The 25,893-nt window shown below is 64.1% G+C and carries 19 protein-coding genes and 1 pseudogene; 3 read left to right on the forward strand and 17 right to left on the reverse strand.

Going from position 1 to position 25,893, the window contains the following annotated elements:
* Positions 1 to 173 precede the first annotated feature (173 nt).
* The 11 genes and pseudogenes from BES08_RS24330 to BES08_RS24380 all read right to left on the reverse strand — a co-directional run bounded on the left by BES08_RS24330 (position 174) and on the right by BES08_RS24380 (position 13,221).
* Entirely contained in the window at positions 174 to 959 is a 786-nt protein-coding gene (locus tag BES08_RS24330) for a TonB family protein (protein ID WP_081799043.1), read from the reverse strand.
* Positions 956 to 1,924, reverse strand: coding sequence for a siderophore ABC transporter substrate-binding protein (locus tag BES08_RS24335; protein ID WP_036526624.1), 969 nt, complete (start codon positions 1,922 to 1,924; stop codon positions 956 to 958). Before BES08_RS24335 ends, BES08_RS24330 begins: the two co-directional genes overlap by 4 nt.
* Positions 1,921 to 2,695 (reverse strand): annotated as a pseudogene (locus tag BES08_RS24340) (iron ABC transporter ATP-binding protein). The gene BES08_RS24335 and the pseudogene BES08_RS24340 overlap by 4 nt, the downstream one beginning before the upstream one ends.
* Positions 2,692 to 3,642 carry an iron chelate uptake ABC transporter family permease subunit gene (locus tag BES08_RS24345; protein WP_036526708.1) on the reverse strand — a complete coding sequence of 317 codons (951 nt, stop codon included), beginning with the start codon at positions 3,640 to 3,642 and terminating at the stop codon, positions 2,692 to 2,694. The pseudogene BES08_RS24340 and the gene BES08_RS24345 overlap by 4 nt, the downstream one beginning before the upstream one ends.
* Positions 3,639 to 4,580: an ABC transporter permease gene (locus BES08_RS24350; protein WP_197524500.1), complete on the reverse strand. Its 942-nt coding sequence runs from the start codon at positions 4,578 to 4,580 to the stop codon at positions 3,639 to 3,641. The genes BES08_RS24345 and BES08_RS24350 overlap by 4 nt, the downstream gene beginning before the upstream one ends.
* Positions 4,561 to 6,318, reverse strand: coding sequence for an ABC transporter ATP-binding protein (locus BES08_RS24355; RefSeq protein ID WP_069709544.1), 1,758 nt, complete (start codon positions 6,316 to 6,318; stop codon positions 4,561 to 4,563). Before BES08_RS24355 ends, BES08_RS24350 begins: the two co-directional genes overlap by 20 nt.
* Positions 6,312 to 8,114 (reverse strand): ABC transporter ATP-binding protein, encoded by a 1,803-nt coding sequence (locus BES08_RS24360; RefSeq protein WP_036526620.1) that lies wholly within the window; start codon positions 8,112 to 8,114, stop codon positions 6,312 to 6,314. The genes BES08_RS24355 and BES08_RS24360 overlap by 7 nt, the downstream gene beginning before the upstream one ends.
* Positions 8,115 to 8,173: 59 nt before the next feature.
* Positions 8,174 to 10,585, reverse strand: coding sequence for a TonB-dependent receptor (locus tag BES08_RS24365; RefSeq protein ID WP_069709545.1), 2,412 nt, complete (start codon positions 10,583 to 10,585; stop codon positions 8,174 to 8,176).
* Positions 10,586 to 10,728: 143 nt separating this feature from the next.
* Positions 10,729 to 11,733 (reverse strand): FecR family protein, encoded by a 1,005-nt coding sequence (locus tag BES08_RS24370; protein WP_069709546.1) that lies wholly within the window; start codon positions 11,731 to 11,733, stop codon positions 10,729 to 10,731.
* 57 nt (positions 11,734 to 11,790) lie between these two features.
* Positions 11,791 to 12,288: an RNA polymerase sigma factor gene (locus BES08_RS24375; RefSeq protein ID WP_081799041.1), complete on the reverse strand. Its 498-nt coding sequence runs from the start codon at positions 12,286 to 12,288 to the stop codon at positions 11,791 to 11,793.
* A 78-nt stretch (positions 12,289 to 12,366) separates the two neighbouring features.
* The gene (locus BES08_RS24380) at positions 12,367 to 13,221 is read right to left on the reverse strand and encodes a siderophore-interacting protein (RefSeq protein WP_202902855.1); all 855 of its coding nucleotides are present in this window, start codon (positions 13,219 to 13,221) and stop codon (positions 12,367 to 12,369) included.
* Positions 13,222 to 13,322: 101 nt separating this feature from the next.
* Here BES08_RS24380 and BES08_RS24385 point away from each other — a divergent pair, with 101 nt between their 5' ends.
* Positions 13,323 to 13,919 carry a TetR/AcrR family transcriptional regulator gene (locus tag BES08_RS24385; RefSeq protein ID WP_069709547.1) on the forward strand — a complete coding sequence of 199 codons (597 nt, stop codon included), beginning with the start codon at positions 13,323 to 13,325 and terminating at the stop codon, positions 13,917 to 13,919.
* Between the two features lie 527 nt (positions 13,920 to 14,446).
* On the opposite strand, the gene BES08_RS34195 is transcribed toward BES08_RS24385, so the two are convergent.
* Complete coding sequence (locus tag BES08_RS34195; protein ID WP_081799039.1) at positions 14,447 to 14,728, reverse strand: LysR family transcriptional regulator; 282 nt, start codon at positions 14,726 to 14,728, stop codon at positions 14,447 to 14,449.
* 30 nt (positions 14,729 to 14,758) lie between these two features.
* Positions 14,759 to 16,096, reverse strand: coding sequence for an LLM class flavin-dependent oxidoreductase (locus BES08_RS24395; RefSeq protein ID WP_036526614.1), 1,338 nt, complete (start codon positions 16,094 to 16,096; stop codon positions 14,759 to 14,761).
* Between the two features lie 415 nt (positions 16,097 to 16,511).
* On the opposite strand from BES08_RS24395, the gene BES08_RS24400 reads away from it, so the two are divergent.
* Positions 16,512 to 19,406, forward strand: a complete 2,895-nt coding sequence (locus BES08_RS24400; protein WP_081799038.1) for a TonB-dependent siderophore receptor — start codon at positions 16,512 to 16,514, stop codon at positions 19,404 to 19,406.
* A 65-nt stretch (positions 19,407 to 19,471) separates the two neighbouring features.
* On the opposite strand, the gene BES08_RS24405 is transcribed toward BES08_RS24400, so the two are convergent.
* From BES08_RS24405 to BES08_RS24415, 3 genes are read right to left on the reverse strand one after another with little or no spacing between them, the layout of a single operon-like run.
* Positions 19,472 to 20,917 carry a PstS family phosphate ABC transporter substrate-binding protein gene (locus tag BES08_RS24405; protein WP_162177391.1) on the reverse strand — a complete coding sequence of 482 codons (1,446 nt, stop codon included), beginning with the start codon at positions 20,915 to 20,917 and terminating at the stop codon, positions 19,472 to 19,474.
* The gene (locus BES08_RS24410; RefSeq protein ID WP_069709549.1) at positions 20,914 to 21,645 is read right to left on the reverse strand and encodes a hypothetical protein; all 732 of its coding nucleotides are present in this window, start codon (positions 21,643 to 21,645) and stop codon (positions 20,914 to 20,916) included. Before BES08_RS24410 ends, BES08_RS24405 begins: the two co-directional genes overlap by 4 nt.
* A 2-nt stretch (positions 21,646 to 21,647) precedes the next feature.
* Positions 21,648 to 23,780: a TonB-dependent siderophore receptor gene (locus BES08_RS24415; protein WP_008832873.1), complete on the reverse strand. Its 2,133-nt coding sequence runs from the start codon at positions 23,778 to 23,780 to the stop codon at positions 21,648 to 21,650.
* Positions 23,781 to 24,075: 295 nt separating this feature from the next.
* Between BES08_RS24415 and BES08_RS24420 the strand changes: the two genes are divergently transcribed.
* Positions 24,076 to 25,212 (forward strand): Gfo/Idh/MocA family protein, encoded by a 1,137-nt coding sequence (locus BES08_RS24420; RefSeq protein WP_036526610.1) that lies wholly within the window; start codon positions 24,076 to 24,078, stop codon positions 25,210 to 25,212.
* 43 nt (positions 25,213 to 25,255) lie between these two features.
* Here BES08_RS24420 and BES08_RS24425 read toward each other — a convergent pair whose 3' ends face one another.
* The gene (locus BES08_RS24425) at positions 25,256 to 25,891 is read right to left on the reverse strand and encodes a flavin reductase family protein (RefSeq protein ID WP_036526609.1); all 636 of its coding nucleotides are present in this window, start codon (positions 25,889 to 25,891) and stop codon (positions 25,256 to 25,258) included.
* Between the last annotated feature and the right edge of the window lie 2 nt (positions 25,892 to 25,893).

Consider the following 25,893-nt stretch of genomic DNA (forward strand, 5'->3'; position numbering starts at 1 on the left):
GCATGATGTCGAAGCCGACACGTGCCGCGATCTGACGAAGTCGACGGAAGTGTATGTCAAGGTCTCGGGTCAGACGCGTGTGAGCATGGCCGCGCAGATAGGTGAGCACAGTACGTTCGGCTCGGGTTCTGCGCCGGACGGGCAGGGTCGAAACAATCATGGCCTGGCTCCCGTCACTTGATGAAGAACTCGACAGGGACGACCAGTTCGATGCTTTCGCCTTTCACCTCCGCAGGCGGCTTGGGCAGTGGCTGTGCCCGCCCGGGCAGCGAGACGGCCTCGTCATCAAGCGGACGGAAGCCCGACGAGCGCTCTATCCGGGAGGACAGCACCTTGCCCTCACGGTCCATGACGAAGCGGATATAGGGTACACCCTGCTGCCGCCGCAGCGAAGCTTCGCGCGGGTAACGCTTTGCCTTGTTGAGCGCGCCGAGGACCAGCCCTTCCCAGGTGGGTTTGGTACTGCTGGGTTGTGAAGCAGGCGGTTCAGGCTTGGTTTCCGGTGCGCTCGTCTCTTTCACAGGTGGGGCAGGATCAATGACAGGCTTCATGAGCAGAACCGGCAGCGGGCTGGAATTGGGAATCTGGATTTGCGGCGGCGGGATGATGGGCCGGTCGGGGACCGGCTCGGCTCGATCCTTTTGTACTTTTTCCGGTTCGGGCGACTTCTCGTTCACAGGTTCGGGCGGTGTTGCGGGCGCTGCCACGTCGAACACGGTAAGATGGGTCGGCTCTTTCGACACATGGAACACCGTCCATGTGAATAGCGCGCCACCTGCGATTGCCATAGCGACCAGAGCCACCCCGCCCACGCCGAAAAGCCTAGTGCCTAGCGACATTGGCTGATCGGAATAGCGCGAACTGGAGGGCACCGTGATCGGAGCCTCACTCCCTATCGGCATCCCGCCTTCCATGGGGCGTTCGCGTGCCATCCAGACGACGCCGGCGGTCCTGCTCATGGCTTGCCGTAGCCGCGCAGGACATCCGCCATCATCGTTTTGAGCGAAGTCGGGCTGGCTGCCATGACATACCAAGCCTGCGGATCGACGAAGACGACATGACCATTTTTCCAGGCCTTTGTCTGCCGCAGCAAGGGATTGTCGACACTGTCGGCATTGATTGCGGAGCGATGTTCCATCACCGCCGTCCTGTCGATGATATAAAGAATATCAGGGTCGGCGGCGCGGATGAACTCGCTCGAAACCGGCTGACCGTGCAGTCCCGCCTCGACCGCCGGGCTCGCGGATTTCACACCCAGCGCCTGGAATATGAAACCATAGCGGGAATTGACGCCCAGGGATGCGAAGGCGCCCTGATTATGCATCAGGATCAGGGCACGCTCCGGACGCTTTTCCGTGATCGCGCGTAGTTTCGCGGCGGCTGCACCAAGTTCGGCGGACTTCTGCCGGGCGAGATCCTCCTTGCCGAAGATGCGGCCCAGCGTGGCGAGATGATCCTGCACGACACGAATATGGTCGGCCCCGCTATGCTTGAAATTGACATCGAACTGCACAGTCGGCGCGATCTGGGAAAGCTCCGGATAATGGTTGGCTTGCAGCGGGGTGATGAGGATCAGGTCGGGGCGCATGGCATGGACCCGTTCCAGATTGGGCTGCACGATGCTGCCGAGATCTTCGACCTTTGCATCATCGGCATGACCGGCCAGAAAGGGCGGCACGAAATCCTTGGGCATGCCGCTTACCGGGATGCCCAACTGGTCGAGCATGTCGATCTCGTTCATGTCCAGCGCGGCGACCCGAGTCGGACGATGCGGGATAATGGTTGTTCCAAGGCCGTGCTTTACGGAAATCGGACCGGCGTCGGTCGCCGCTGCGTCCTGTCCTTTGCTGGCTGCCGTACCGTTGCATGACTGGATAAGCAGCGCCATGGCCGCGACCATGGCGTGGCGGTGAATGCGGATCATGCCGTGTCTCCCGAGGGGTTGAAATAGTTGCAGAAAATACCGCGAAGTGTGTGCACGACCTCGAAATCCAAGTCGTAGAGACTGCGTAGATTGGCTGGCGTCACCATGTCCGCGACGGCGCCGGAGGAATGCAGGTGTCCGTTCCTGATCGCGATCATGTGATCGGCATGGGCGGCGGCGAAGTTGATGTCGTGAATCACCAGCACGATGGTGCGGCCCTGTTCGTCGCAGAGCCGACGCAGGGCGCGCATGATCGCTACGCTATGTTTCATGTCGAGATTGTTGAGCGGTTCGTCGAGCAGCAGGCATTCGGTCTGCTGCGCGATCGTCATCGCCAGAAAGGCCATCTGGCGCTGGCCGCCGCTCAGTTCGTCAACATGGGACCCACGGAGGTGCTCAATCGAAAGGAAAGCCAGGGCGTCGCTTACCGCCGCTTGGTCGGTAGCCGTCATGGCGCCACGGCTGTGGGGGAAACGTCCAAAACCGACCAGTTCCTCGACCGTCAGGCGCAGATTGAAATCTGGCGACTGGCGTAGTGTAGCAACGCGCCGGGCATAGTCGCGCACGGGAATGCCTGCGATCGGCCGGCCGTCGATCAGGATGCGTCCCTGCGTTGGGTCCAGCAGGCGTGCGATCAGCATCAGCAGGCTGGTCTTGCCCGCGCCATTAGGCCCGATCAGCGCCGTCAGTTTTCCGGTGGGGATCGCAATGTCTATGTCGCGCAGCAGGCTTGTCGCCATAGTCCTTGCGGACATTCTCGACCCGGATCATGCGAGCCTCCGGCGGTGCGCGACCAGGGCCAGAAAACAGCCACCGCACAGGAGGTTGGCGAGAATGCCGACCGTGGTGCGGTAGTTGAACAGATGTTCGACCGCCATCTGGGCCATCAGGAACAGGCTGATGGCGATGGCGCAGCCCAGCGGCAGGGTGACGCGATGCCGCGCGCTTCGGGCGATCGTGTAGCTCATGTTGGCGATGAAGATTCCCGTGAAGGCCGATGGTCCGATCAGGCTGGTGGAGACGGCGACCAGCAGTGCCACCAGTCCCAGGTGCAGCCGCAGATGGCGGCGATAGTCCACGCCGAGCGCGATGGCCTGATCGCGCCCCAACGCGATGACATCGAGAATGGGCGACAGTTTCAGCAGCAACAGGCCGGCCGGGACTACGGCCATGGCGGCCAGCGCGATCCGGTCAGGCCCTGCGCGGTTGAAGCTGGTGTAGCTAAGCCCCTGAAGCATGGAGAACTCGCCGGGGCTGGCGGCATATTGCAGGAACTGGGTGAACGTGCCGATGACGATGCCCAGCACCAGCCCCAGAAGCAGAAGGAAATGCACATCTCCGCGCATCGCGCCCAGCAGGCGGCGATGCAGCATCCAGGAGTAGGCGAGCATCAGCAGTATGGAGAGGATGAAATTGCCGGTCGCGCCCAGCACGGCCAGGCCCTGCGTGCCAGCGACCAGCACCAGCAAAGACTGGAACAGCAGGTACACTGCCTCATAGCCCATGACGGCGGGCGTCAGGATACGGTTGCCGACGATGGTCTGGAACAGGATCGCGGAACAGGCGATCGCGCTACCCCCGATCGCGATGGCGGCAAGCCGGGTCAGGCGGCCCGGAATGATATAGTCGAGGTCGAGGCCGGACCGGAACAACAGGAAGAACCCCGCCAGCCCGGCCAGGGCGATCCATGCCAGATGATAGCGCAAAAGGCGGTTCATCGCCGCCACCGCAGGATCAGCAGCAGGAACAGCACGCCGCCCACGGCCCCGGCCGTCAGGCCAATCGGCACTTCATACGGAAACAGGATCAGCCGCCCGACAATGTCGCATGCCAGCAGCATCGACGCGCCTGAAAGGGCTACGATGGGAAGCGTGCGCGCCAGATTTTCGCCATGGCGCAACGCCACCAGATTGGGCACGACCAGCCCGACAAAAGGAATGGCGCCCACGGTAACGATCGTCGCGGAAATCGTCACCGCCACCAGCAGCAGGCCAATCGCCGCCGTGGCGCGATGGTTGAGGCCAAGGCTGGTCGCCATGTGCTCGCCCAGGCCCAGCATCGTGAAACGATGCGCATAGAAATAGGCGAGCGCGACGATCGGCAGGATGAGATAGACGATCTCGTACCGGCCCTGTACGATGCGGGAGAAATCTCCCAGCAGCCATCCCGCCATGCTTTGCAGCATATTGTGCCGATAGGCGTAGAATTCGGCCACCGCGCTCAGTACCGCGCCATAGATCAGGCCGATGACCGGCACCAGCACGGCGCCGTGCCGGGGCATGCGTCGCACAATCGCGACGAAGCCCAGATTGGCGACAAGGCTGAAGGCGAAGGCAAAGCCCATCCGGCCCAGCGGGGGTGCCGCCGGCGCCATGGTCAGCGCGATCAGCAGCCCCAGCTTTGCGGCATCCATTCCGCCGGAGGTAGCCGGTTCAACGAAGCGGTTACGCACGATCTGTTGCAGGATCACCCCGCATACCGACAGGCCGATGCCGGTCAGCGCCACCGAGATCAGGCGGGGCAGACGGCTGGCGATGAATGTCAGCCAGTCGGGCGATGCCGTCCCGGTCAGAATCGACGCGCAGCACAGCCCGGCGAACAGGGCCATGGCGCTGCCGCGTGTAAGGAGCAGGCGATCAGCCACTGTGCCGGGCATGGAATGTCCACCCCTTTGCGGCTTTTCGCCGGGCGAGGAAATCGGCATAGAGGCCGGGCTCGTTCACCAGTTCGGCATGTGTCCCGTGCTGTGCGATCCGGCCCTCGTCGAGCACGACGATGCGATCGGCCTGCGCGATGGTGGAGAGTTGGTGCGCAATCACGATCAGCGTTCGCCGTCCGCGCAGCCGAGTGAGCGTGGACGCGATGGCGGCCTGATTCTCCGCATCCAGCGCGGCGGTCGCCTCGTCGATCAACAGGATCGGTGCGTCCTTGATAAGGGCGCGGGCGATGGCAATGCGCTGACGCTCCCCGCCGGACAGGCGTACCCCGCCTTCGCCCACCGGCGTATCGAGCCCGTCGGGAAGGCGGGCGATCATCTCGGCTATGCCCGCTTTGCCGGCGAAATCCCGCACCGCATCGTCCTGTGCCTTCGGGCAGCCGATGCGGATATTGTCCGCGATGCTGCCGCGAAACAGGTAGCTGTCCTGGAAGATCTGGCTGATCTGCCCCGCCAGCGCCTCGCTGCTCATGTTTCGGACATCGACACCGCCGATCCGCACGGAACCGTGCTCGACATCGAAGAAGCGGGATACCAGCTTCATGATCGTGGTCTTGCCCGAACCGGATGCACCGACCAGCGCCACCATCTGCCCGGGCTCGATCCGCAGGCTGACACCGTCGATCACGGCCGGCTGGTCCGGTGCGTAGCGGAAGGCCACGTCGCACAACTCGACCGAGGCATCGACAGGCAGTTCAGGGCTTACAGGTTCCGGCAATGGCGTGACCGCAAGGATTGCCTCGACCGCTTCGAGATGGCCGCGCGCGGCACGCAGCGCCTCGCCATAACCGGCGACGTCCAGCAGCGGCTCGATGAAGCGTGCCGCCATCAGCAGTGACAGGATCACCGCTACGGTCGATCGGGCATCAACCCCGGCCATCAGGTCGTCATGCAGCCAGAACGCCGCCGCGACGAGCAAGGCAGCGAAGACCGCCTGCACCATCCAGCTGTTCAGCACGACCGACGCGACGGAGCGCAGGATGAGCCGGTAGGCGCTCCGTGCCTGCCGGTCGATCGCCTGTTCCAGAAAGCGGGTGGCATCGCCGTTGCCGTTGAAGGCGCGCAGAACCGACTGCGCCTGCGCGAACTCGACGGCGCGTTGTCCGGTCTCGGACGCCCGCGCGTGGAACGCCCGATCGGCATCGCGCCCAAGGCACCCGGCAAGCAGAAACATGACGGTCGCCAAAGGGAGCGCGACCAATGCGATCAGTCCCATCCGCCAGTCGAGCGCGGTGAGCGCCCCGACGACCACGACCGGCGTTACCGCTCCGCTGAGCACGGGGGTGAAGACGTGAGCGGGAAGCTGCGCCACCTCCGTCATGCCATGGGTGATGACATGGGACAGCCGTGCGGTGTTCTCGGGCGTGAACCAGCCGATCGGCAGGCGGGCGACATGGTCGCCGATCCGTTGCCGCGCCTCGCCCAGCACAGCAAGGCCCACGCCGACGCCCGCCTTGTCCACCGCGCGCCGACAGGCCCAGCAGGCGATGCATCCCGCGATCATCGCGAGCAGCCATAGCGCAGCGCGCTGCATGTCGCCCAGGAACAGCCAGATGAAGATCGGCACCTGCGCGACGATGACGACGCCGCTGAGCAAGCCATATCCCGCAGCCATTGCCGCGTATCGCCAGAAGGCTGTCCGGTCCGGGCTGATCAGGTGGAGAAAGGGTTTCAGCATGTTTTGGTGTCCAGATCGGTAGCGCCTCTGGCGCCATCGCTGCCTGCCATCGCCCATAGCCGAACATAGAGGCCGTCTTGCCGCAGGAGCGCGGCATGGGTTCCCCGTTCGGCAATGCGCCCACGGTCCAGCACGACGATGGCATCGGCCTCCCGGATCGTGTCGAGCCTGTGCGCGATCACAAGCAGGGTCCGCCCCTCGGCGGCGCGGGCCAGCGCCTCCTGAATGTCCGCTTCGTTGCGGGCGTCGGCGGCGGCCGTAGCTTCGTCGAGGACCAGCACTGGTGGATCGATCAGCATGGCCCGGGCAATGCTGATGCGCTGCTGCTCTCCGCCCGACAGGCGCGCATCCTCTCCGACAACGGATTGGTAGCCACGGGGCAACGCCATTATGCGATCGTGAATATTGGCGATACGGGCGGCTGCTGCCACCTCTTCGGCGGTGGCTGACGGGCGGCCCAGCGCGATATTGGCTGTGATGCTGGCATGGATCAGCCGAACGTCCTGGAGGACGAAGCCGACATGCCGGTAAAGCGTCTGGCTCTGCACGGCGCGAAGATCGACGCCGCCCAGCGTGATATGGCCCTGTGTCGGATCGAAGAAGCGCAGCAGCAGGCGCGCCAGCGTCGATTTGCCCGACCCCGAAGCGCCAACGATGGCGGTCACCGTGCCGGGGCGCAGCGTCAGGTCGATGCCGGACAGGACCGGTGTCACGCCGTCATAACTGTAGCTGACATCATGCAGCCGGATTTCAATCCCATCGGGGCACGCACTTTTACCCACTGGTTGCGGCAGGACGGGCGTGTCGAGCAGCGCCTGCACGCGCTGCGCCGCGCCGGTGGCATTGGCGACGGCGTGCATGATGAAGCCCAGCAGCATCATCGGCGCGGAGATGCCCGGCGCGACCAGGGCAAAGGGCAGTATGTCGATCGGCCTTATCCAACCCAGCGCGGTGAACGCCGTGCCAAAGCACAGGATCACCCCCAGCACCGCGACCGGCGCGATAAGCGCATTGGCGTTGGCCAGCGGCGCCACCAATGGACGGGTGAAGTCGAGAAAGACTGACAGAAAGGCGTCGACCGCCGAACGATAGCCCTGATGGGCCTTGCCGGTCGTGCCAAAGGCCTTGACCACCGGAATGCCGTTGACGAATTCCACCACCGCATTTTCGATCCGCGCCTGTCCAGCGACGAAGCGGTTCATATTTTCAGTTCCGATCGCCTTCTTGGCCGCACCGAAGACCATATGAAAGGCGGGAAACGGCAGCAGGGCGATGATCGCCATGCGCCAGTCAGTCGCGAACAGGTATGCCGCCGCCGCGATCATCGCTCCTATGGTCCGACCCGCCGTGGTAAAGAAATGCGCGGTCAGTTCATGCAGCGTGCCGATATCGTCCTGCATCGCCTGCTTCACATCGCCCGATGCCCGCGCGGTGAACCAACCGAGCGGAACCTGCGACAGACGTTGCGCCGCCGCCATTCGCAGCCCGTGTGTCAGACGGTTGTCCGCCAGATGCGCGGCGAATTCCGCCGCCAGCACCAGCATCAGCCCCATGAACAGCGATGCCAGGCTGACGGCGACGATGTGCCACAGTCGAGCTTGAGCCGCCGCTGCGGCGCCTTGCTCCCCCAGCACCAGCCTGCCGATCTCGGCGATACCCGCTAATGGCACCAGGACGAGTGCGCCCCCGGCAGCGGCCAATATGGCGGCGAACAGGAGGCGCCAGCGGATCGGGCGCAGTATTCTGGCGACGGCTCTTGTCGAGCCGGGCGCATCTGTCATGTCGATGGTGCTCATGTAAGTTTCGTGAGGCGGGCGCAGGCAGGCAGATGTCGCAGCCCGCCTTCACCGTCGCGTCAGAAGTCAGTCGAGATGGAGAGCAGGAAGGTGCGCGGGGCACCCAGCCCCAAGGTCGAGAGAAGCGGCATGCCCCAATAGGCCTTGTTCGTGACATTGGTGACGGTGCCGCGAACGGTTACCGGCTGGCTTGCAACCTTCGTCGCAAAACGGGCACCGAGGTCGAATATCGTATAGCCGTCGATTTTCAGGCTGTTGGCCGCGTTGATATATTGCTTTGATACGGAATTGGCATTGGCGGTCAGTGTCAACGCCTCCAATGCGGGCAGGTCCCATTCCACGCCGATCTTGCCGCGCCACGCCGGTACACCTGTCGGCTGTTTGCCCTGGTTGGTCGTGGCCTTTGTCACCTTCGCCTCGACATAGGTGACGCCGCCCATCAGGCGAAGGCTCCGCATGGGCGCGCCAAAGAAGCTCCATTCCACGCCGCGGTTGCGCTGTTCGCCGCCAAAGGAGAAGATGTTGGTGACGAGATCAGTATAGCTGTTCGGCCGCTCGATCTCATACAGGCTGAGCGTATTGGCAAAGCCGCCAAGGTCTAGCTTCGCGCCGATCTCCTTCTGTTTCGTCTTGTAGGGCGGGAACAGTTCGCCGGCATTCGCGGCTGTTGTCGGCGCGGTCTGTCCTTTGCTCAGGCCCTGAATGTAGTTGCCGTAAAAGGACAGGTTACCGGTGGCCCTGACCAGCAGCGCTACGGCGGGCGACGTTGCGCCTGCATCATAGCGGGTCGGCAGGCCAGTGGTGAGGCTGAAATTATCGGTGCGCACTTCCTGACGGCGCAGGCCCAGCGTCAGCTGGACCCTATCATCGATCATGCTCAGCGTGTCGGCAACACCAAAGGTCAACAGCCGCGTTTCTGTATGAAGGGTCGCAGGCCAAACCAGTGGAACGGCCGATCCCCAGGCGGGGTTGTAGATATTGGTTGTCCAGTTTGCACCGGGCACCGACCTCCGGCCATGATCCAGCTCTTCATCCGAATAAAGCGTAGCATTTACCACTAGCTTGTGGCCGATGCCGCCGGTTCTGAAGTCGCCCTTTACGCCCGCCTCACCGGATGTTTTCTTGATGTTGAACCGCAGCTGGCCCATGATCGTCTCGAAGTCGCCTGCCGCGTTTAGCACCTGTGCACTCATGGCGCCGCTATACATGTAGTCGGTTTCGCTCTTGCCGAATGCCGCATACGCCGTGACCCGATCGGTGACGTCAACTTCGCCGCGGACGACCGCGCCCTTGTCCTTGTTGTGGACAAAAGACCAGTCGGGGTTCAGCAGCGTCTTGGGACTGGGCGGCGCTGGTACTGCCACGCCGGTCGCAAGGCCGATGCCTCGCGTCACGCCATCCACCCGGTCGTCACTGATGTAAAGGTCTGCCGAAAGACGGACGCGATCGCCGCGATAGTCCAGCGCCAGCGAGGCCAGCTCGCTTCTCTTGTCCTGATCTTTTACGGCACCGTTGCCATTCCGGTACACGCCGTTGAAGCGAATTCCGAATTGCTTGTCCTTGCCAAAGCGGCGCCCAAAATCGATATGCCCGCCGAACTGAGAATCCGACATGTAGGTGGTGGTCACCCGGTTCAGCGGGTCATCAGTCGCGCGTTTGGGCACCAGATTCACCGTTCCGCCGACGGAGCCGCCCGGCGGCATACCGTTCAACAGCGCCGACGGCCCCTTCAGCACCTCGATCCGCTCGAACATTTCCGGCGTGGTACGGTAATAGGGCGCCATTCCGAACAGACCGCCAAAAGTCATGTCGCCGCTGCTGGTGCTGAAACCGCGAATTGAATAGTTTTCGCTATAGGTTCCCGTGATGCCGTTGCTGAACACGGCCGGATCAGTCGCGGCAATGACTGCGGTGATATCCTGCGCTTGCCGGTCGCTGATATATTTCTCGGTATAAGCCGCGACGCTGAACGGTGTTTCCATGAAATCCCGGTTGCCCAGAAACCCTGCACGCCCACCGGTCGCTACCTGCCCGCCCGCGTAGGGCTCGGAAGTGCTGCCTGGGGTGCCTGCACCATTACCCTCGACCCTGACCGGGCCGAGCTGGACCGCTCCGTCCGCTGCAACGGGCGCCCCTTCCAGGCGGACTGCGTCGCTGCCTTCGAAGCGGAAGGTCAAGCCAGATCCGGTGAGCAGGCGGCTGAGCGCTTCTGCCGGACTGTAGGAGCCGGACAGTGCAGAACTGTTTCGACCTTCGATCAACGGCCCCTGTCCGGTTACCTGAAGCCCGGATTGCTGACTGAAGATCGCCAGCGCCTCGCCCAGAGGCATTGACGGAACATCGAATGCTCGCTGCGCACTGGATTGGGCCATTGCCGGGGCCGACATCATCATTCCGGCAATCGCCGAGGTGCTCAAGAGCAACGCGCTGAAAAACGCCGGGCGTTGCCCGGTCCAATTTCCGCCGATCATATGAAATCTCCACCTGAGTTGACATGCAATTGCGACGCAATTGCGTGTTCAGAAGGAGGATGACTCAGGAAGGCGATTTTCCTGTGTGCCAAACAAAATAATTCAGAAAATTCCTTATTGTATTGACAAATAATGATTTATTTTCACCATTGTCTGGTCACGATGAGCAGCCAGGGCGTAATTTGCTGCACCGCCCCGCCATAAGGGGAAACCATGAGGCTGAGGCTGCGAGCGGGGCGACGGGCATCGTAGACGCCAGTTACAGTTCGCTGACGCAGATCGCGATCCGCTAAAATGATCCGTCCGTTGAACCAGGGACGCAGTTCATCAATGGCGTCTTCAATCGTACGATTCTGAAGAATGATGGATCGTCGGCTCCAGGAACCCGTCAACTGGGGTATCTGATGCCCATGGGTGATGCCCTCCGTGCCATCGACACTGACCCAATCACCTGCCTGCAATAAGGCATTGCCGGTCTGGCTATCTACGGCCACGCGGCCATGCAGCACGGCCACCGTTGCCCCACGCTTAATTTTGCGCACTTCAAATCCTGTGCCGAGGACGCGGGTTGATACGTCTCCCGCTGCCACGCGAAACACTCTGTGTGGATCGTGACGAACCTCAAACATCGCTCGTCCGGCCAGCAGCCTGACAGTGCGCTGGCCCGCACGATAATCGATGGCAACCGCGCTATCAGGCCCCAGTTCAATGTTAGAGCCGTCAGACAGTTGCACGGATTTCACCTCACCCGAACCGGTGACATGATCGGCTTCCATCCGGGTGACCATGGCGGGGCCGGCAAGGATAAGGCCGGCAACAGAGGCTGCCATGGCCATGGCAGCCTTCCCGTAATGCCTGCCAACGAAGTGTGCCGCCGCCCGCCGTCTGCCGCCTTTGAGCGTAGGAAGGGGCAGGGTGGCTGCATGCTGCGACACCGCGCCAAGCAGTCGGGCTGTTTCGCCCATTTCCTTCCACGCAGCAGCATGTGCCGAACTGGCCATAAGCCAATGCTCGAAACGCGTGGCCAACGATACGTCATCAGGTTCTTCACGCAGCGCGATGAACCAGTCTGCCGCCTGTCGCTCAGGCGTCTTGTCGCTCTCCATCAGGTGCTGGCCGGCCGATGATGGCCATGAAGCGGTGTCCATGATGAATAGATGATTGTGAGCACGATTTTTCCTGAACTTTATTGAACGCGCTCGATGTTAGAGCCCTAAACGCCTTTGCCGGTCGCAGATTTCCATGCCCTGCGCGATCAGATTTTGGGTATAGGACAGAGAGAGGCCAAGCTGTGCCGCGACATCCTTGAGCCTGAGGCCTTCAAAATGATAGAGGCGGATCGCTATCTTCTGGCGATCCGGCATGGCCTCGATCGCATCGAGCACAAGCTGCATTGCTTCCCGGCCCATGATCTGGGCTTCGACGGAGGGGCGCTCGTCGACGATATCGGGCATGTCTTCAGGAGCTAACGATGTTTCGCGGCGACGCCGGTTCCGTTCGAAAATCAGGTTGCGGATGACGCGCCTGACATATCCCACAGGTTCATGAATAATGGCGTTCTCGGCCTTGCGCTCCATCAGCAGCCAGGCATCGTGAACGATATCCTCCGCGCCTCGAACTTCGCCCGACACCTGCCGGGCGTACAAGACCAGCTTACCGAGATGTTCTTCATACAAGGCAAAGGGAGAGTGGGTTGGTTTCAAGGCCGGAAGCTCGGGTCACGCCTTGTTGGCGAGGGCGCGCCATGATTGGAGGGCGTAAATTCTGATCGCGGCCGGGGCTCAGATCTCGACGGCGAGATCATCGAAATCGGCCAGTGTACCGCCTTGCGCGATCAGTCTTTCATAGCTTTCGCGTCGCCGCAGATCGATTTCGCTGTTGCTGACTCCGCGCTTCCAATAGCCAGAGACGGCGACATCCCGCTTTTCCAACCCGGCGGACAGGAAATACTGCCGGATGGCCCGCATCTCACTGCGCTCGCCGGCGCCCCATAGAATGTGCGCAGCGGGGTCGTGAAGCGCTTCGGCCCTCTCAAGCAAGGCTGTGCCAGAGCGTCCGGCGCGGTTGCCAATCCTGTGCAGAACCAGGCCGGGAATGGCCGGCAGTTCGGCGAATGCGGCAGAATCGTCGGTCAAAATCCATCCTTCGCCCGCCAGACCTTCCGGCCATTGTTGCATCAGCGCAAACAATGCCGGTATTCCCGAAGCATCCAAAAACAGCGCCACGCGTCGCCCATTCGCCTGAGGAATAATCAGATGCTGGCGCGGACCGACGATCGTAAAACTGTCGCCGATTTTCAGGCTCGCTCCCCATTCCATCATGGGGCTGTCATGCGGATGCTGAACGATATCGAAATCGAACAGGGCAGTCTCGGGATCGTATCGGCGGACGGTATATATGCGCGATGCCTGATCAGAACCGAGCAGGATGCGAAACGCGACATTAGGCAGGGACCATTCCGCCGCCAGTTCATCAGTTTCCAACCGGGCTTTGATCCGCAACAGGCTTAGGCTCGGCCGAACCGCCGACACCACGGTTGCCGACACCTGTTGCAAGCCGCGATCATGCTCTGCTTCCCGCAGTTTACGGTCGGCATTCTCCGTCTCTGCTCCAGCTTGAACTCCTGGGCGCATCATGCAAACTCCGGTATCCGAATAATTAGTACCATGGGTATTACCTAATTAAATGCGCCAGATAGTCCAGCAATCTTTTGCGAGTCGGTCGCAATATGTCCGCAATGACGCCTGAACCCTTGCGTCCACGGCGCGGACGCCCGCCGAGCATCACGCGCGAGCGTATCGCGGCCATCGGGATCGAGATGGGACTGTCTGACCTGACATTCGTCGGCGTCGCGTCGCGCCTGGGGATAAGCCACAAGGCCCTATACAAGCATGTCCCCAGCATCGAGGCGCTCAGGGTGCTGGTGGCCGAGGAGATGTTCGGGAGCTGGTCGCTGCCTCCGGCCGACGAGGAAACGCTTGAGGCATATCTGCTGCGATTCAGCCAGTCGCTGCGGGATCTGGTGAGGTCGCATCCCGGTCTTGCCTGGTTTCTGGTCCGGCAAAAGGCAACTACCCCTGCGATGATGGCGAAAATATACGCTCACCACGAAGCAGTTTCCTCGAAATACGAGATTTCTCTCGATAATGCCCGTTGGCTGCTATCTACGATCGCGCTGCATTGCATCGCGCTTGCAGATACCGTTTTTGCCATTGTGCGAGAGGAAGGCGGCGTGCCGGATCAAAGTGAACCCAGCGCGCTGGAAATCGACTTCGAGCTGGGGATGCGCGCCCTTATCATCGGGGTCATGGTGATGCTGGAAGGGCGCAGGTAGCGTTTCAGGCACTGCACTTACACTGACCTCCGGATATCCTCGCGCCCGGCGCTTTGGCAACTTGCCCGAATCGCTTTCCACGAAGCCGTCATTTCGGAATCGGCCAGTCCATGGCATTCAGAACGGGAACCTGCCGGTCTGCACTTGCGAGCGTAAAATTGGCTGCTGAACGACCGGGAAGGGGCGTCTGCCGCTGGACCGCTTTCCGAGCTAAATCTTTGTAAGGCGGTCATTCTGCTTCCGAGCAGCGGCTTGCCGTCGCCAAATGGCTTGGACGGGTGGGGAGCGGACGTTGCGCTGGCCCACCCCGTCCGGCTAGTTCGCTTCGCTCTCAAGCCTCCCGGCCCTCCCGCTTGCGGGAGGGGGCAGGGGTGGGCAAAGCGCTACGTCAGCTTTGGGGCGTATCCTGCCTCTCATGAAATTCGTCATTGCGAGCGCAGCGAAGCAATCCAGGGCAGAGTTACACCGCCCTGGATTGCTTCGCTGCGCTCGCAATGACGAGGTGGGGAGCGGGTTGAAGGCGGTCCTCAACCACCCCTTTCCAGATACGTCACCGCCCTCGACAGGCTGGCGAACCCCTCCTGCAGATCCGGCAGCGCCCGCGCCGCGCGCGGGGTGAGCGACAGGTCGCCCGGCCCGCGTCGGGGCCGGGCGAACAGCTCTGTCCCCAAATCCCTCTCCAGCCGCGCGACCAGCTGGCCGACGGCGGAGGGTGTCACCTGCAGTTCCCGCGCGGCGAGCGCGAAGCTGCGGTTGCGCGCCACCGCCTCGAAGGCGCGCAAGGCGTTCAGGGGATAAGGCCCCGTCACTTTCCGTGCGCTTTCGTCAGGCGCGCGGGGTCACTCTGCGGCGACTGCGAGCGAGGCGGCGGCGTGGCGGTGCTCCGGGACCGGCAGGCCGAGGTGGCCGCGTAGGGTGCCGTGCGCGTATTCGGTGCGGAACAGGCCGCGGCTCTGCAGGATCGGCACGACCCGTTCGCGGAAAAGCGCGAACTCGTCCGGTGCACCGACGACGATGTTGAAGCCGTCCGCCGCGCGGCCGGTGAACCAGCGCTCGATTTCGTTCGCGATCGTCTCGGGCGAACCGACAAAGCCCTTGCCGCCTGGGTTCTGGCCGCGCTGGGCCGCCTGCCGCAAGGTCAGCTTCTCCTCGCGCGCGGTGCGGATGATCCGCTCGGCCGCGCCCTTGTAGCTGTTGAGCGTGACGCCGGTGAGATCGGGGAACGGTGCGTCCAGATCGTACTGGCTGAAGTCGTGGTAGTTGAACGCGCGGCCGAGCTGGACGAGCAGCTTGTCGATATCGAGGTTCTCCGCGCGCTCGCGCTCGATGCGGTGGGCTTCCTCATCCGTCTCGGCGATCAGCGGGAACAGGCCGGGGAGCACCTTGATCGCGTCCGCATCGCGGCCGAGCGCGGCGGCGCGCGCCTTGAGGTCGGCGTAGTACTGCTGGCCCGACGCGAAATCAGGGGAGGCGGCGAACGTGGCTTCGGCGATGTGCGCGCCCAGGTTGCGGCCTTCGTCGCTGTCGCCCGCCTGGAAGATCACCGGCTGGCCCTGCCGTGAGCGGGTGAGGGCCAGCGGCCCGGCCACCGCGAAATGGCGGCCCTTGTGGTCGAGGCGGTGCTGCTTGTCCTTGTGCAGGAACAGGCCCGATTGCTTGTCGCGCGGGAAGGCGTCATCTTCGTAGCTGTCCCATAGGCCCTGCACGACCTCGACGAATTCCTGCGCGCGTTCGTAGCGCACGGCGTGGTCGAAGTGCTCCTCCCGGCCATAGTTGCGTGCGGCGCCTTCGAGTCCGGTGGTCACCACGTTCCAGCCCGCGCGGCCCCGGCTGATGTGGTCGAGCGAACCGAACTGGCGCGCCACGTTATAGGGCTCCCAGTAGCTCGTCGTCAGCGTGCCGACGAGGCCGATGCGCGAGGTGTGCCCGGCGACGGCGGAAAGCAGCGTCAGCGGCTCCAGCCGGTTGAGGAAGTGCGGCGAGGTGTCAGGCGTGATGAACGGGGAATCGACGATGAACACCAGGTCGAACTTGGCGTCCTCGGCGAGTTTCGCGTTGGTGATGTACCAGTCGATGTCGACGCTGGCATCGCCCGGCACGTCGGGATGGCGCCAGTTGTACTGATCGTTGCCTACGCCGGTAAGTATCGCGCCAAGATGAAGCTGCCGTTCGCTCATGAGATTGTACCCGTTCGTCGATGATGATGGGCCGAGCGTAATCGACGTGGACACCCGCGAATAACGAGGGTTTCCCATAGCGATATTCGCGGCGCTAAACGGACGCGATCAGTATGACCAATTCTCAAGCGAGGGCTGCGACTTCCAATTTGTCTGATCGACAGGCCGCCCATACCCATCGCTTACCAGGTCAGGCCTCGGCGGCTATTTGACATCAAAACGCCGATATGAATGCCATGCTGGTGAGACATGCTGAAAAGGCCCTGCACGCTGCGACAGCGTGCGCGCCGGATGCACCCTGACCTCGGGGATATCCTTTTTCGAAAAACGACAGGTCGGGCCGGATTTCGCCGCTCCCGCAGCTTCCGTTCCGGGGGCCGGAGCGGTGCGCCCGACGCATATACAGGGGTGAACAATGCGCAAATCGGCACGCCATAAGGGCCATGCCTTGGGATCGGGCAGCAGCAGGCAGGCTCTGGGCTGCATGCTCGCACTGGCGGTAGGGGGGACGGCGACGCCCGCCTTCGCGGCAGACGAAGCGGAAGGCGCGGACAGCAGCGATGCGGCGGCGGAAATCCTCGTCGAAGGGACGCGCTCGCGCGGCTCGGTGGTAGAGGCCGGGCCGCTCGGCACGCGCACCATTCTGGAGACGCCGTTCTCGGTTTCCGCCGCCGATACCGACCAGATCAACCGCATCGCCGCGACGACGATCGACGCCGCGTTCAATTACGATCCATCCGTACGCTCCAACAATTCGGGGCTGGCATCGGGCAATACCTTCAGCATTCGCGGGCAGGCGGTGGACCTCACCAACGGCTACAAGTATGACGGGCTGGCCTTCCCCTACTGGTTTCAGGACCACCCGATCGAGGCGGTCGAGCAGATCCAGGTGCTGAAAGGCGCGGGCGGCTTCGTCTACGGCTATGCCTCGCCTTCGGGCGTGGTGAACTTCATCTCGAAGAAGCCGACCGACCAACTGGTCGCCACCGCCGGGTTCTCCTTGCGCAGTTCCAGCATCTGGCGCGCGCACGTCGATATCGGCGGGCCGCTGACCGAGACGGGTTCCACCGCATTCCGCCTCAACGCGGTGGAAGAACAGGGCACGCTCTACAACGGCGCCTACAACAAGAATACTTTCGCGCAGTTGTGGCTGCAGGGCGAGATCACGCCCGACCTGACGTGGAGCGTCGACGGCTATTACCAGCGCACATGGCAGGCGGGGCAATCGAACACCGTCAGCTTCACCACCGGGGTCACGTCGCTGGCGACGATGAGCGGGGCGGATTTCAACCTCGCCTCGAAATCCACGCACAAGTTCAACGACATCAATCAGGTGACCGGCCGCCTGAACTACCAGATCGCGCCTGACTGGAAGATTTCCGCCGCGCTGCGCTATTCGGCGCTGGACGAGCGGTTCACCGGCAATACCGCGCAGATCACCAACAATGCGGGCGATTATCGCGTCGGCGTGCTGGGGATGAACCGCAAGTTCACGTATCATGTCGGGCAGTTGTCGATCGACGGCACTTTCCATACCGGCGCGATCGAGCATGCCGTGGTCGCCGGGTTTGATTACTTGGACGTCGATTACGACTACGACTACAATCCGTACACGGCCACGCGGGTGCCAACGGTGTCGTACGACTTCAACCTGACCGGCAACATCTACGCGAACAACGTGCCCGACTGGGCTTTCGCTTCCTACACCCGCGCCGACGGGCAGGTGGTGACGGGCCGCCAGTTCCAGCGCCCGCCCGACTGGTTCCGCTATCAGGAAATCCGCCAGCGCGGCCTGTTCCTCAGCGATACGCTGAAGCTGGGTAATGCCGAACTGATGCTGGGCGGCCGCTACACCTTCTATACCGAGCGCAATTACGAGCCGGTGCTGGCGGATACGAACTACCGCGAGAACAGCTTCACTCCCGTCGCCGCGCTCAGCTACGACGTAGCACATGGCGTCCGAGCTTATGTTTCCTACGTGCAGGCCCTGCAGCGCGGCACGCAGGCCCCCGCCAATGCGCTGAACTATGGCGAGAGCTTCGGCCCGATCAAGAGCACGCAGTACGAGGCGGGCATCAAGGTCGATCGCGGCACCTGGGGCGCGACGCTCGCGGCGTTCCGCACCAAGGTGCCGTCCGAGTTCCTCGACACGACAAGCTACTGGGTGCGCGACGGCGAGCGGCGGTTCCAGGGTATCGAGTTCGACGCGCACTGGCAGGCGACGCCCGAAGTGCTGCTGAAGTTCGGCGCCGCCTATCTCGACGCGGTGCAGACCAAGGCATCGAGCGCGGCGCTGGTCGGCAAGAAGGTGCCGGGCGCTACCGCGTTCCAGACCTCGGGCTTCGTCGAATATTCGCCCGCGTTCCTGCCCGGCTTCTCGGCGTTCGGCGGCGTGCGCTATTCGGGCAAGGCTTACGGGCAGGTGACGAATACCTTCATCTACAAGCCGGTGACCGTCGGCGATGCGGGCATCTCCTATGAACTGCCGATCGAGGGGCGCTCGGTCACGGTTTCGGGCAATGTCCAGAACATCACCAATGAGCAGTACTGGGTGCCGGGCTCGGGCGGCGTCTCCTTGTCGGCGGGTGCGCCACGCACGTTCAGCCTGAACCTGACGGCCTCCACCGGGCCGATCGAGCGGCGCGATTCCGAGTGGAGCGAAGGCTCCGGAACCGGCGGCTTCTACATCGGCGCGGCGGCGGGCGGCACGAAGATCAACGACGGCAGCTTCGATATCCGCGCCCGCGTGAACCCCGCGCTGGGTGTGGATCGTAGTGGCCTGAAGACCTCGTACAAGACCGGATGGGAACTCGCCGGGAGGCTGGGCTATGACTTCGGCTTCCTGCGCACCGAACTCGAACTGGCGCGCCAGCAGTTCGATCTCGACCGGGTTGCGCTGAATTCGACGCGCATCGCGGTCGATCCGGTGGCCCGCTCCGCCGGGATCTACGACGATCCTTCCGGCACCACCCGCATCCAGTCGATCCTGCTCAACGGTCTGGCCGATATCGCCACCGGCTCGCGCTGGTCGCTGGAGGCGGGCGGCGGCATTGGCGTGGCGCGGATCAACCAGTACCGCTGGAAGCTGGAGGCGGACGAGAGCAGCACCTTCGCCTACGAGAACAAGGTGCGCTTCGCCTGGCAGGCCGTGGCCGGCGTGCGCTATGCCTTGTCGGACCGGCTCGATGCGACACTGCGCTATCGCTATCTCAATGTGTCCGACGCGTTCCTGCAGACGACCACCGCCAATGCCATCGAAGGCGCATTCCGCACGCATAGCGTGGTGGTGGGCCTGAACTACGCTCTGTAACCTTTCCGGCGGTTATGGAGCCCGATGACGAAGCCACCACGAGGGGGGTGGTGGCTTCGTCTCGGTCAGAAAGTCTCGACGAGATCGCGCATGGCTTTCAGGTCGGCGCCGTTCAGGGGGACGTAGCCGTCGTCCTCTTCGCCGTGGCGGGCGATGATCGCCTGCCCCTCGTTCGAGAGCAGGAAGCGCAGCAGGCCCTTGGCCGCCGGGTCGATCTGCCTGCCCGGCGCCTTGTCGACATAGATGTTGAGGAAGTACGAGATCGGCCATGCGCCCCGGTCCTTGCCCGCTTGAGGCAGGACGTAAGGGCCGCCGTCGCGTGCGGACAGCGGCAGGACGCGCACGCCTTCCGGTGCTTCGCCCGCGTCGATCCATGTCGCATAGCCGATGCCGCGAGGGTCCGCCGCGACGGCGGCGAGGATCGCCTTGCCGCTCGGCATCGCTTGGTAGCGGGCGCTGAAGGGAAGTCCGTCCAGCTTCGAGGCGCGCATGGCCGAGCCGAACCCGCCATCGTCGCGCGCACCGTAGACGTGGATCGCGCCTGCCGCGGCGCCCAGATTCGACCAGTCGGCAATGTCGCCGCCCGGTGCTCCGGCCGCGAAGACGCGCTTCACTTGCGCCATCGATAGTCCGGCAAGCGGGTTGCGCGCGTTGACGTAGATCGCCGGCGGCGTCTTGCCGTTCGCGCGGGGACCGTGGCCGGCATAGGCGATGCGGATGCGCACCGGATCGTAGCCCTTCACCTGCCGGAAGCCGTCGAGGTCGTTCTCCCACAGCTCACGGCCCATCGGCGCGAAGATCGTGGTTCCGGCCGTCAGCGCAGGCATCGCGGTGGAGGAGCCGCGCAAGTCGGCGGTGAAGCGCACCTTGGGCGCGTGACGCGCATAGGCGGCGAGCATGTCGGGCATGATCGTCGTCAGCGTATCGCTGCCGATGATCGACAGGCTGCCGTCCGGGGCGACGTAGCCCGCCTCACGCCGCGGGATCGTGATCCCGTGCAGCCTTGCGATCCGTTCCCGCGCATCGGTCAGCGCGGCGGCATCGAGCGGCTTGTACATCGCCAGTACCGCCTTCAGCCGCGTCTGTCCGTGGTCCGAGAACAGCGCCTGCAGCACCGGCTTCACCCGCTCATCGATGGCGCCGTCCTTGTCGCAGCGCGCGTAAAGGTAGAGCCCCTGCATCACTGGCACCGCCAGCGGCAGGCCGCCGGAAAAGCGGCGCACGGCGGCGCGCTCGATCACGGTCATCTCGCGCGGGATCACGGCGAGCGCGATGGTGCCTTGCGTCAGCAGCGGCATCGCTCCGGCAGGGCCGACGATGCGGGGGGACAGGCCGCTGGCTGCCGCTGCGACGGCATCCGTTTCCGGGCCACCGCCAATGGCAAGGCCACCGTCCGCCAGCACGTAGCGCGCCAGCAGCGGCTGCGCCTCGGGGATCGGCCCGCTGTCCTGCGCCGATGCGGAGCCCGCGAGCAGGGCGGCTGCCAGCGCGAAGCCAAGCGCGCGCCTCACTTCTTCACCTTGCACACTTTCGCGCCCGCGCGCGCCCATATGATCGCGGCGTCGAACAGCTTGCGGCCGGTATCGGTCATGCGGGTGAAGCTGTTGTTCTCCATGCCGATGAACACCCGGCGCGCGGGCGCGAGGTGGTCGTGGTCCATCGTCGCGCCCGCCTCGTAGCCGAACAGTGTCGCCTTGTCCGGTTCGCCCGGCCAGGTCATGATGACGTCGGCGCCGAGCCCGGGCTTGCCCCAGCCTGCGGGCGTGCGCGCCTCGGTCCAGGCGCCAAGGCCCGCCGGAATGCCCGCCGCCATCGGATGCGGCGCGCGCACCAGCCAGAAGTAGTGGCCGGTCTCCAGTTCGCCGAAGTCGGTGTCGCGGCGCAGCCCGGTCATCCACAAGTCGTCGAGAAGGTCGTTCTCCCAGGTCACCAGCGGCACGCCCATGTCGCGCCAGCGCGCGATCATGGGGCGGTTGGCGGTGAACTGGTTGGAGCGCACCGTCGAGGACATGACGACAAGGTCGAACCCGCAAGGGTCCGGCGCGCCGTCCAGCCCTTCGCTGGTGGTGACGGCGTAGCCCATCGCCTCCAGCCGCGCCTTGACCGCCGGGTCGGCCGAACCGCCGGGGGGATCGGCGCGCATCAGGAACAGCACCTTGCCGGCATCCGCCGCCAACGCCGGGGCGGGAGCCGTGCCGATGGCCAGCGCCAGCAGCGCGGCGGCGAATGCCTTGGTCATCGTCAGAACCCTCCGCTCAGGCCGACGAGGAAGCTGCGGCCCTCGCCCGGCGTGATCTGCGCGCGGGAGACGGTGCTGGCGATATAATACTGATTGGTGATGTTCTTGACGTTCACCGTCAGGCGCACCTTGTCGGCCAGCTTGTACCACAGGCTGCTGTCGAAGCGGGTGTAGCCGCCGACCGAGAAGGTGTTCTCCAGATTGCCCATGCGGTTGCTCGCCGCAACCACGCCGCCGCCGAGGCCGAAGCGGCTCAGCGGGCCGTCCACCGGCTCCAGCGTCACCCACAGGCTGCCGCTCCACTTGGGCACGCCGATCAGCTTGTTGCCCTTGGCGTAGTCGGTGGAGGAGCGCACGGTGGCGTCGGTATAGGCGCCGTTGGCGATGACCTTGACGCTCGGCGTGATCGCGCCGGACATGTCGAACTCGACACCCTGCGAACGCTGGACGCCCGCGTTGATGTTGTAGCCGACGTTGTTGGGGTCCTGCTGCGTCACGTTCTCACGCGTCAGCTGGTAGACCGACAGCGTGGAGGCAAGGCGGCCGCCGAACAGTTCGGCCTTGATGCCGGCCTCGTACTGCTTGCCCTTTTCCGGATCGATCGGCTTGCCGTCGATGGTCGGTTCGGGCTTGGACTGGAACGAGCGGGTGAAGTCGGCGAACAGCGAGACGTTCGGCACCGGCTTGAACACCACGCCCACGCGCGGCGACCATGCCTTGTCGTCCGAGGCATACTGGGTGGAGCCGTGGTCCGACTGCTGGGCATGGTCGTAGCGCACGCCGGCAAGCAGGTTGACATGCTCGCCGATGTCGATCTGGTCCTGCAGGTAGCCGGACAGCGACTTGGACTTCACCTCGCGGTCGGCGGCAAGGACGAACGTGCCCGGCTGCGCGCCGTATTCGGGGTTGTCGATGTCGATGCGGGCCAGCGTGGCCCGCGCGAAGGTACGGAAGCGGTAGGACTTCACATACTCGCCGCCGAACACGACCGTGTGCCCGATCCCTCCGGTGGAGAAGCGCGCGACCATGTCGGCCTGCGCATCGTAGTTGTGATTGTTCTCGTGCTGCTCGACGGCGGTGCGGGTGACGGTGCGCGCGCCGGTGATGGCATTGACGGCGACGGACGTGCCGTAATTGATGCCGAACAGGTCGAGCTTGCCCTCGTCGTAGTGGCCGATCTGGCGGACCGTCAGCCAGTCGGCCAGTTCATGCTCGATGCGGTAGTTGAACTCGTAGCGGCTGGATTCGGTGGTCGCCCAGGCTTCGCCCAGGAACCGCTCGCGCGGGAGGTTGACGACGAGATCGCCGTCGGCGTCGGTGGTGGCGACGATGCCGCGATCGGTCTGGTTCTTCTGGTGCGCATACGTCAGGCTGGCGATGACGCGGGTGCGGTCGGTCGGCTGCCACAGCACCGAGCCGGACAGGAACTGGCGGCGATAGGGCTGGAACACGTCGCGGAAGGTGTCGCCGGTCTGCGCGGCGGCGATGAAGCGCACGGCCAGCGTCTTGGCGGCATCAACCGGACCGGTCACGTCCACCTGCCCGCGCATGAAGTCGTTGCTGCCGCCCTGCACGGAGAAGTTCATCCCCCGCTCGAAGCGCGGCTGCTTGGTGACGATGTTGATCAGGCCGCCCGGATCGCCGCGCCCGTAGAGCACAGAGGCCGGACCCTTGAGCACTTCGATGCGCTCCACGTTGGCAAGGTCGCGGTAGCTATCGTTGGTCTCGATCGCCGGGCTGAGCATGATCGAATCGATGGCGTAGTACGAAGAGCGGAAGCCGCGGATGGTGAAGCTCTCCGACCGGTTGCCCGCGTCGGTGCCCGCCTGGATGCCGCTGACGTTGCGCAGCGCGCTGGTGAGGTCGAGGATCTGCTGATCGTCGATGACGTCGCGCGGCACGAACTGGATCGACTGCGGCACGTCCATGATGCTGGTGCCGGTGCGCGTGGCGGTGGTCAACTGGTCGACCTTGTAATCCTTGCTGCGCGCGCCGAGCACGGTGATTTCCGAGGAACTGACGTCCTGCGGCGCACCGTCGGCGGCCTCGTCGGCGAAAGCGGGCGCGGCGATGGTTGTCAGAACAAGGGCAAGCGTGCTCGTTCCTGCCCGCAGGCAAGAGGGATGAAGGTACATTGGTATGGTGCTCCCCGAGGGTGATCTCGATTGTGCACCGCACATATTGCTACTGCGAATTCATTGCAATAGCTAAAAGCGACATTGTTCAGGTTGCCTTCAGGCCCGGAAATCCGCCGGTGCGGGCTGCAGGCGCAGCCTCGATGGTTCCGGGGGAGTCGGGTCCCGGCCCGAACTGTTGCGTGCCGAATCTATCTTGCGGGCAAGGCTGCAAACCGGTTTCCCGACAGCGCTGACAAGGCTAGAGGTGCGGCCCCGCATCCGGTGGGTGCACGACCGAGAACAGGAGAGTCCGTTGAACGTTTCCGTCCGCAAGCCCTTGCGTGTCGCGATCCTGGGTGCCGGAATGATCGGCGAGATTCACCGCCGCGCGGCGCTGCTGGCTGGTGTCGAACTGGTCGGCGTCATGGCGTCCTCTCGCGCACGGTCCGCGGAAGCGGCGGCGCAGTGGGGCACGCTGGCCATCGGCTCGCTGGAGGAACTGGCGGGGCTCGGCCTCGATATCGTCCACGTCTGCAGCCCCAACAGCCTGCACGCCACGCATGTCGAGGCGGCGCTGGCGGCCGGTGCCCACGTGATCTGCGAGAAGCCGCTCGCCGTCGACACCGAAGAGGCGCTGCATCTCCACACCCTCGCGGCCGAAGCGGGCAGGATCGCCACCGTGCCCTTCGTCTACCGTTTCCATCCGCTGGTGCGCGAAATTCGCGCGCGGCGCGAGGCGGGCGAGTTCGGCGCGTGGCAATTGCTGCACGGCAGCTATCTGCAGGACTGGCTGCTCTCGCCGAACGCGACCAGCTGGCGTGTCGATGCATCGAAGGGCGGGCGCAGCCGGGCCTTCGCCGACATCGGCTCGCACTGGTGCGACCTCATGGAATTCGTGACCGGCGAGCGCATCGCCTCGGTCATGGCGGCGATGACGATCACCGTGCCGGAGCGTCCCGCAGTGTCGCAGGCCAGTTTCTCGGGCGGGGCGGCCACCGGGCCGCTGGTGAAGGTCGATACCGAGGACGCCGCGACCATCCTGTTCCGCACGGCGTCCGGCGTGCTGGGCAGCGCCGTGATCTCGCAGGTCTCGGCGGGGCGCAAGAACCGCCTGTGGTTCGAGTTCGACGGCGCGCACAAGTCCGCCGTCTTCGATCAGGAGAACCCCGAGACGGTCTGGCTCGGTACCGAGGATTCAGCCGAAACACTGTTCCGTAGTCCGGGCGCGGGCGCGGCCGACGCGCGCCGTCTTTCCAGCCTGCCGCCGGGCCATGCGCAGGGTTATGCTCAGTGCTTCGAGAACTTCGTTGCGGACACGTACGCTGCCGTGCGCGGGGAGGCACCTGCCGGCCTGCCGACGTTCGCCGACGGTCTGCGCTCGGCCCGCATCATCGACGCAGTGATCCGGTCGGCGGACACCAATGCCTGGGTCGACGTGCCCGCCGCCTGATGCGAGTGGCCTGCCGCGAAGGCGGCAGGCCATCCCCGTACCGTCAGGACTCGGCCTTCTCCGCGTTCCACTGCGCGAAGGTGGGGCGGGTCATCTGGAACAGGTCCGTGGTGCGCGCATACCAGCCCGCGCCGTGAACGCGCGCGACGAGGTTCATCGCCAGCGTATCGACATGCAGCTTCTCGGCATCGATGAAGGCGTCGTCGATGTGGAAGCGCAGCACTTCGCCCAGCGCGATGGTGGTCTTCTCCGTTTCGACGGCCTCGTAGAGACGGCACTCCATCGCCACCGGCGCGGTCGCGATGCGCGGGGCGCCGATCACGCTGGAGGGCAGGGTCGGGATACCCGCTGCCGCCAGTTCGTCGAATTCGGGCGGGCCATCGATGCAAGTGAAGTTCATCGCCGCACTGTCGGCCTCGGAGACGAGGTTCACCACGAACTCCCCGGTTTCGAGGATGTTGGCGGCGCTGTCCTTGTGCGTGCCGTCGGGGCGGCGCATCATGCCCAGCACGATCAGCGGCGGCTCGGCGCTCATCATGTTGAAGAAGCTGTAGGGCGCGGCATTACGCAGCCCCGCGCCCGACACCGTCGTCACCCACGCGATCGGGCGCGGGGTGATGCTGGAGCCCATCAGCTTGTAGCGATCGGGGCCGGACACTTTGGAGAAATCGAATTCCACTT

Source organism: Novosphingobium resinovorum (assembly GCF_001742225.1).
GTDB classification, from domain to species: domain Bacteria; phylum Pseudomonadota; class Alphaproteobacteria; order Sphingomonadales; family Sphingomonadaceae; genus Novosphingobium; species Novosphingobium resinovorum_A.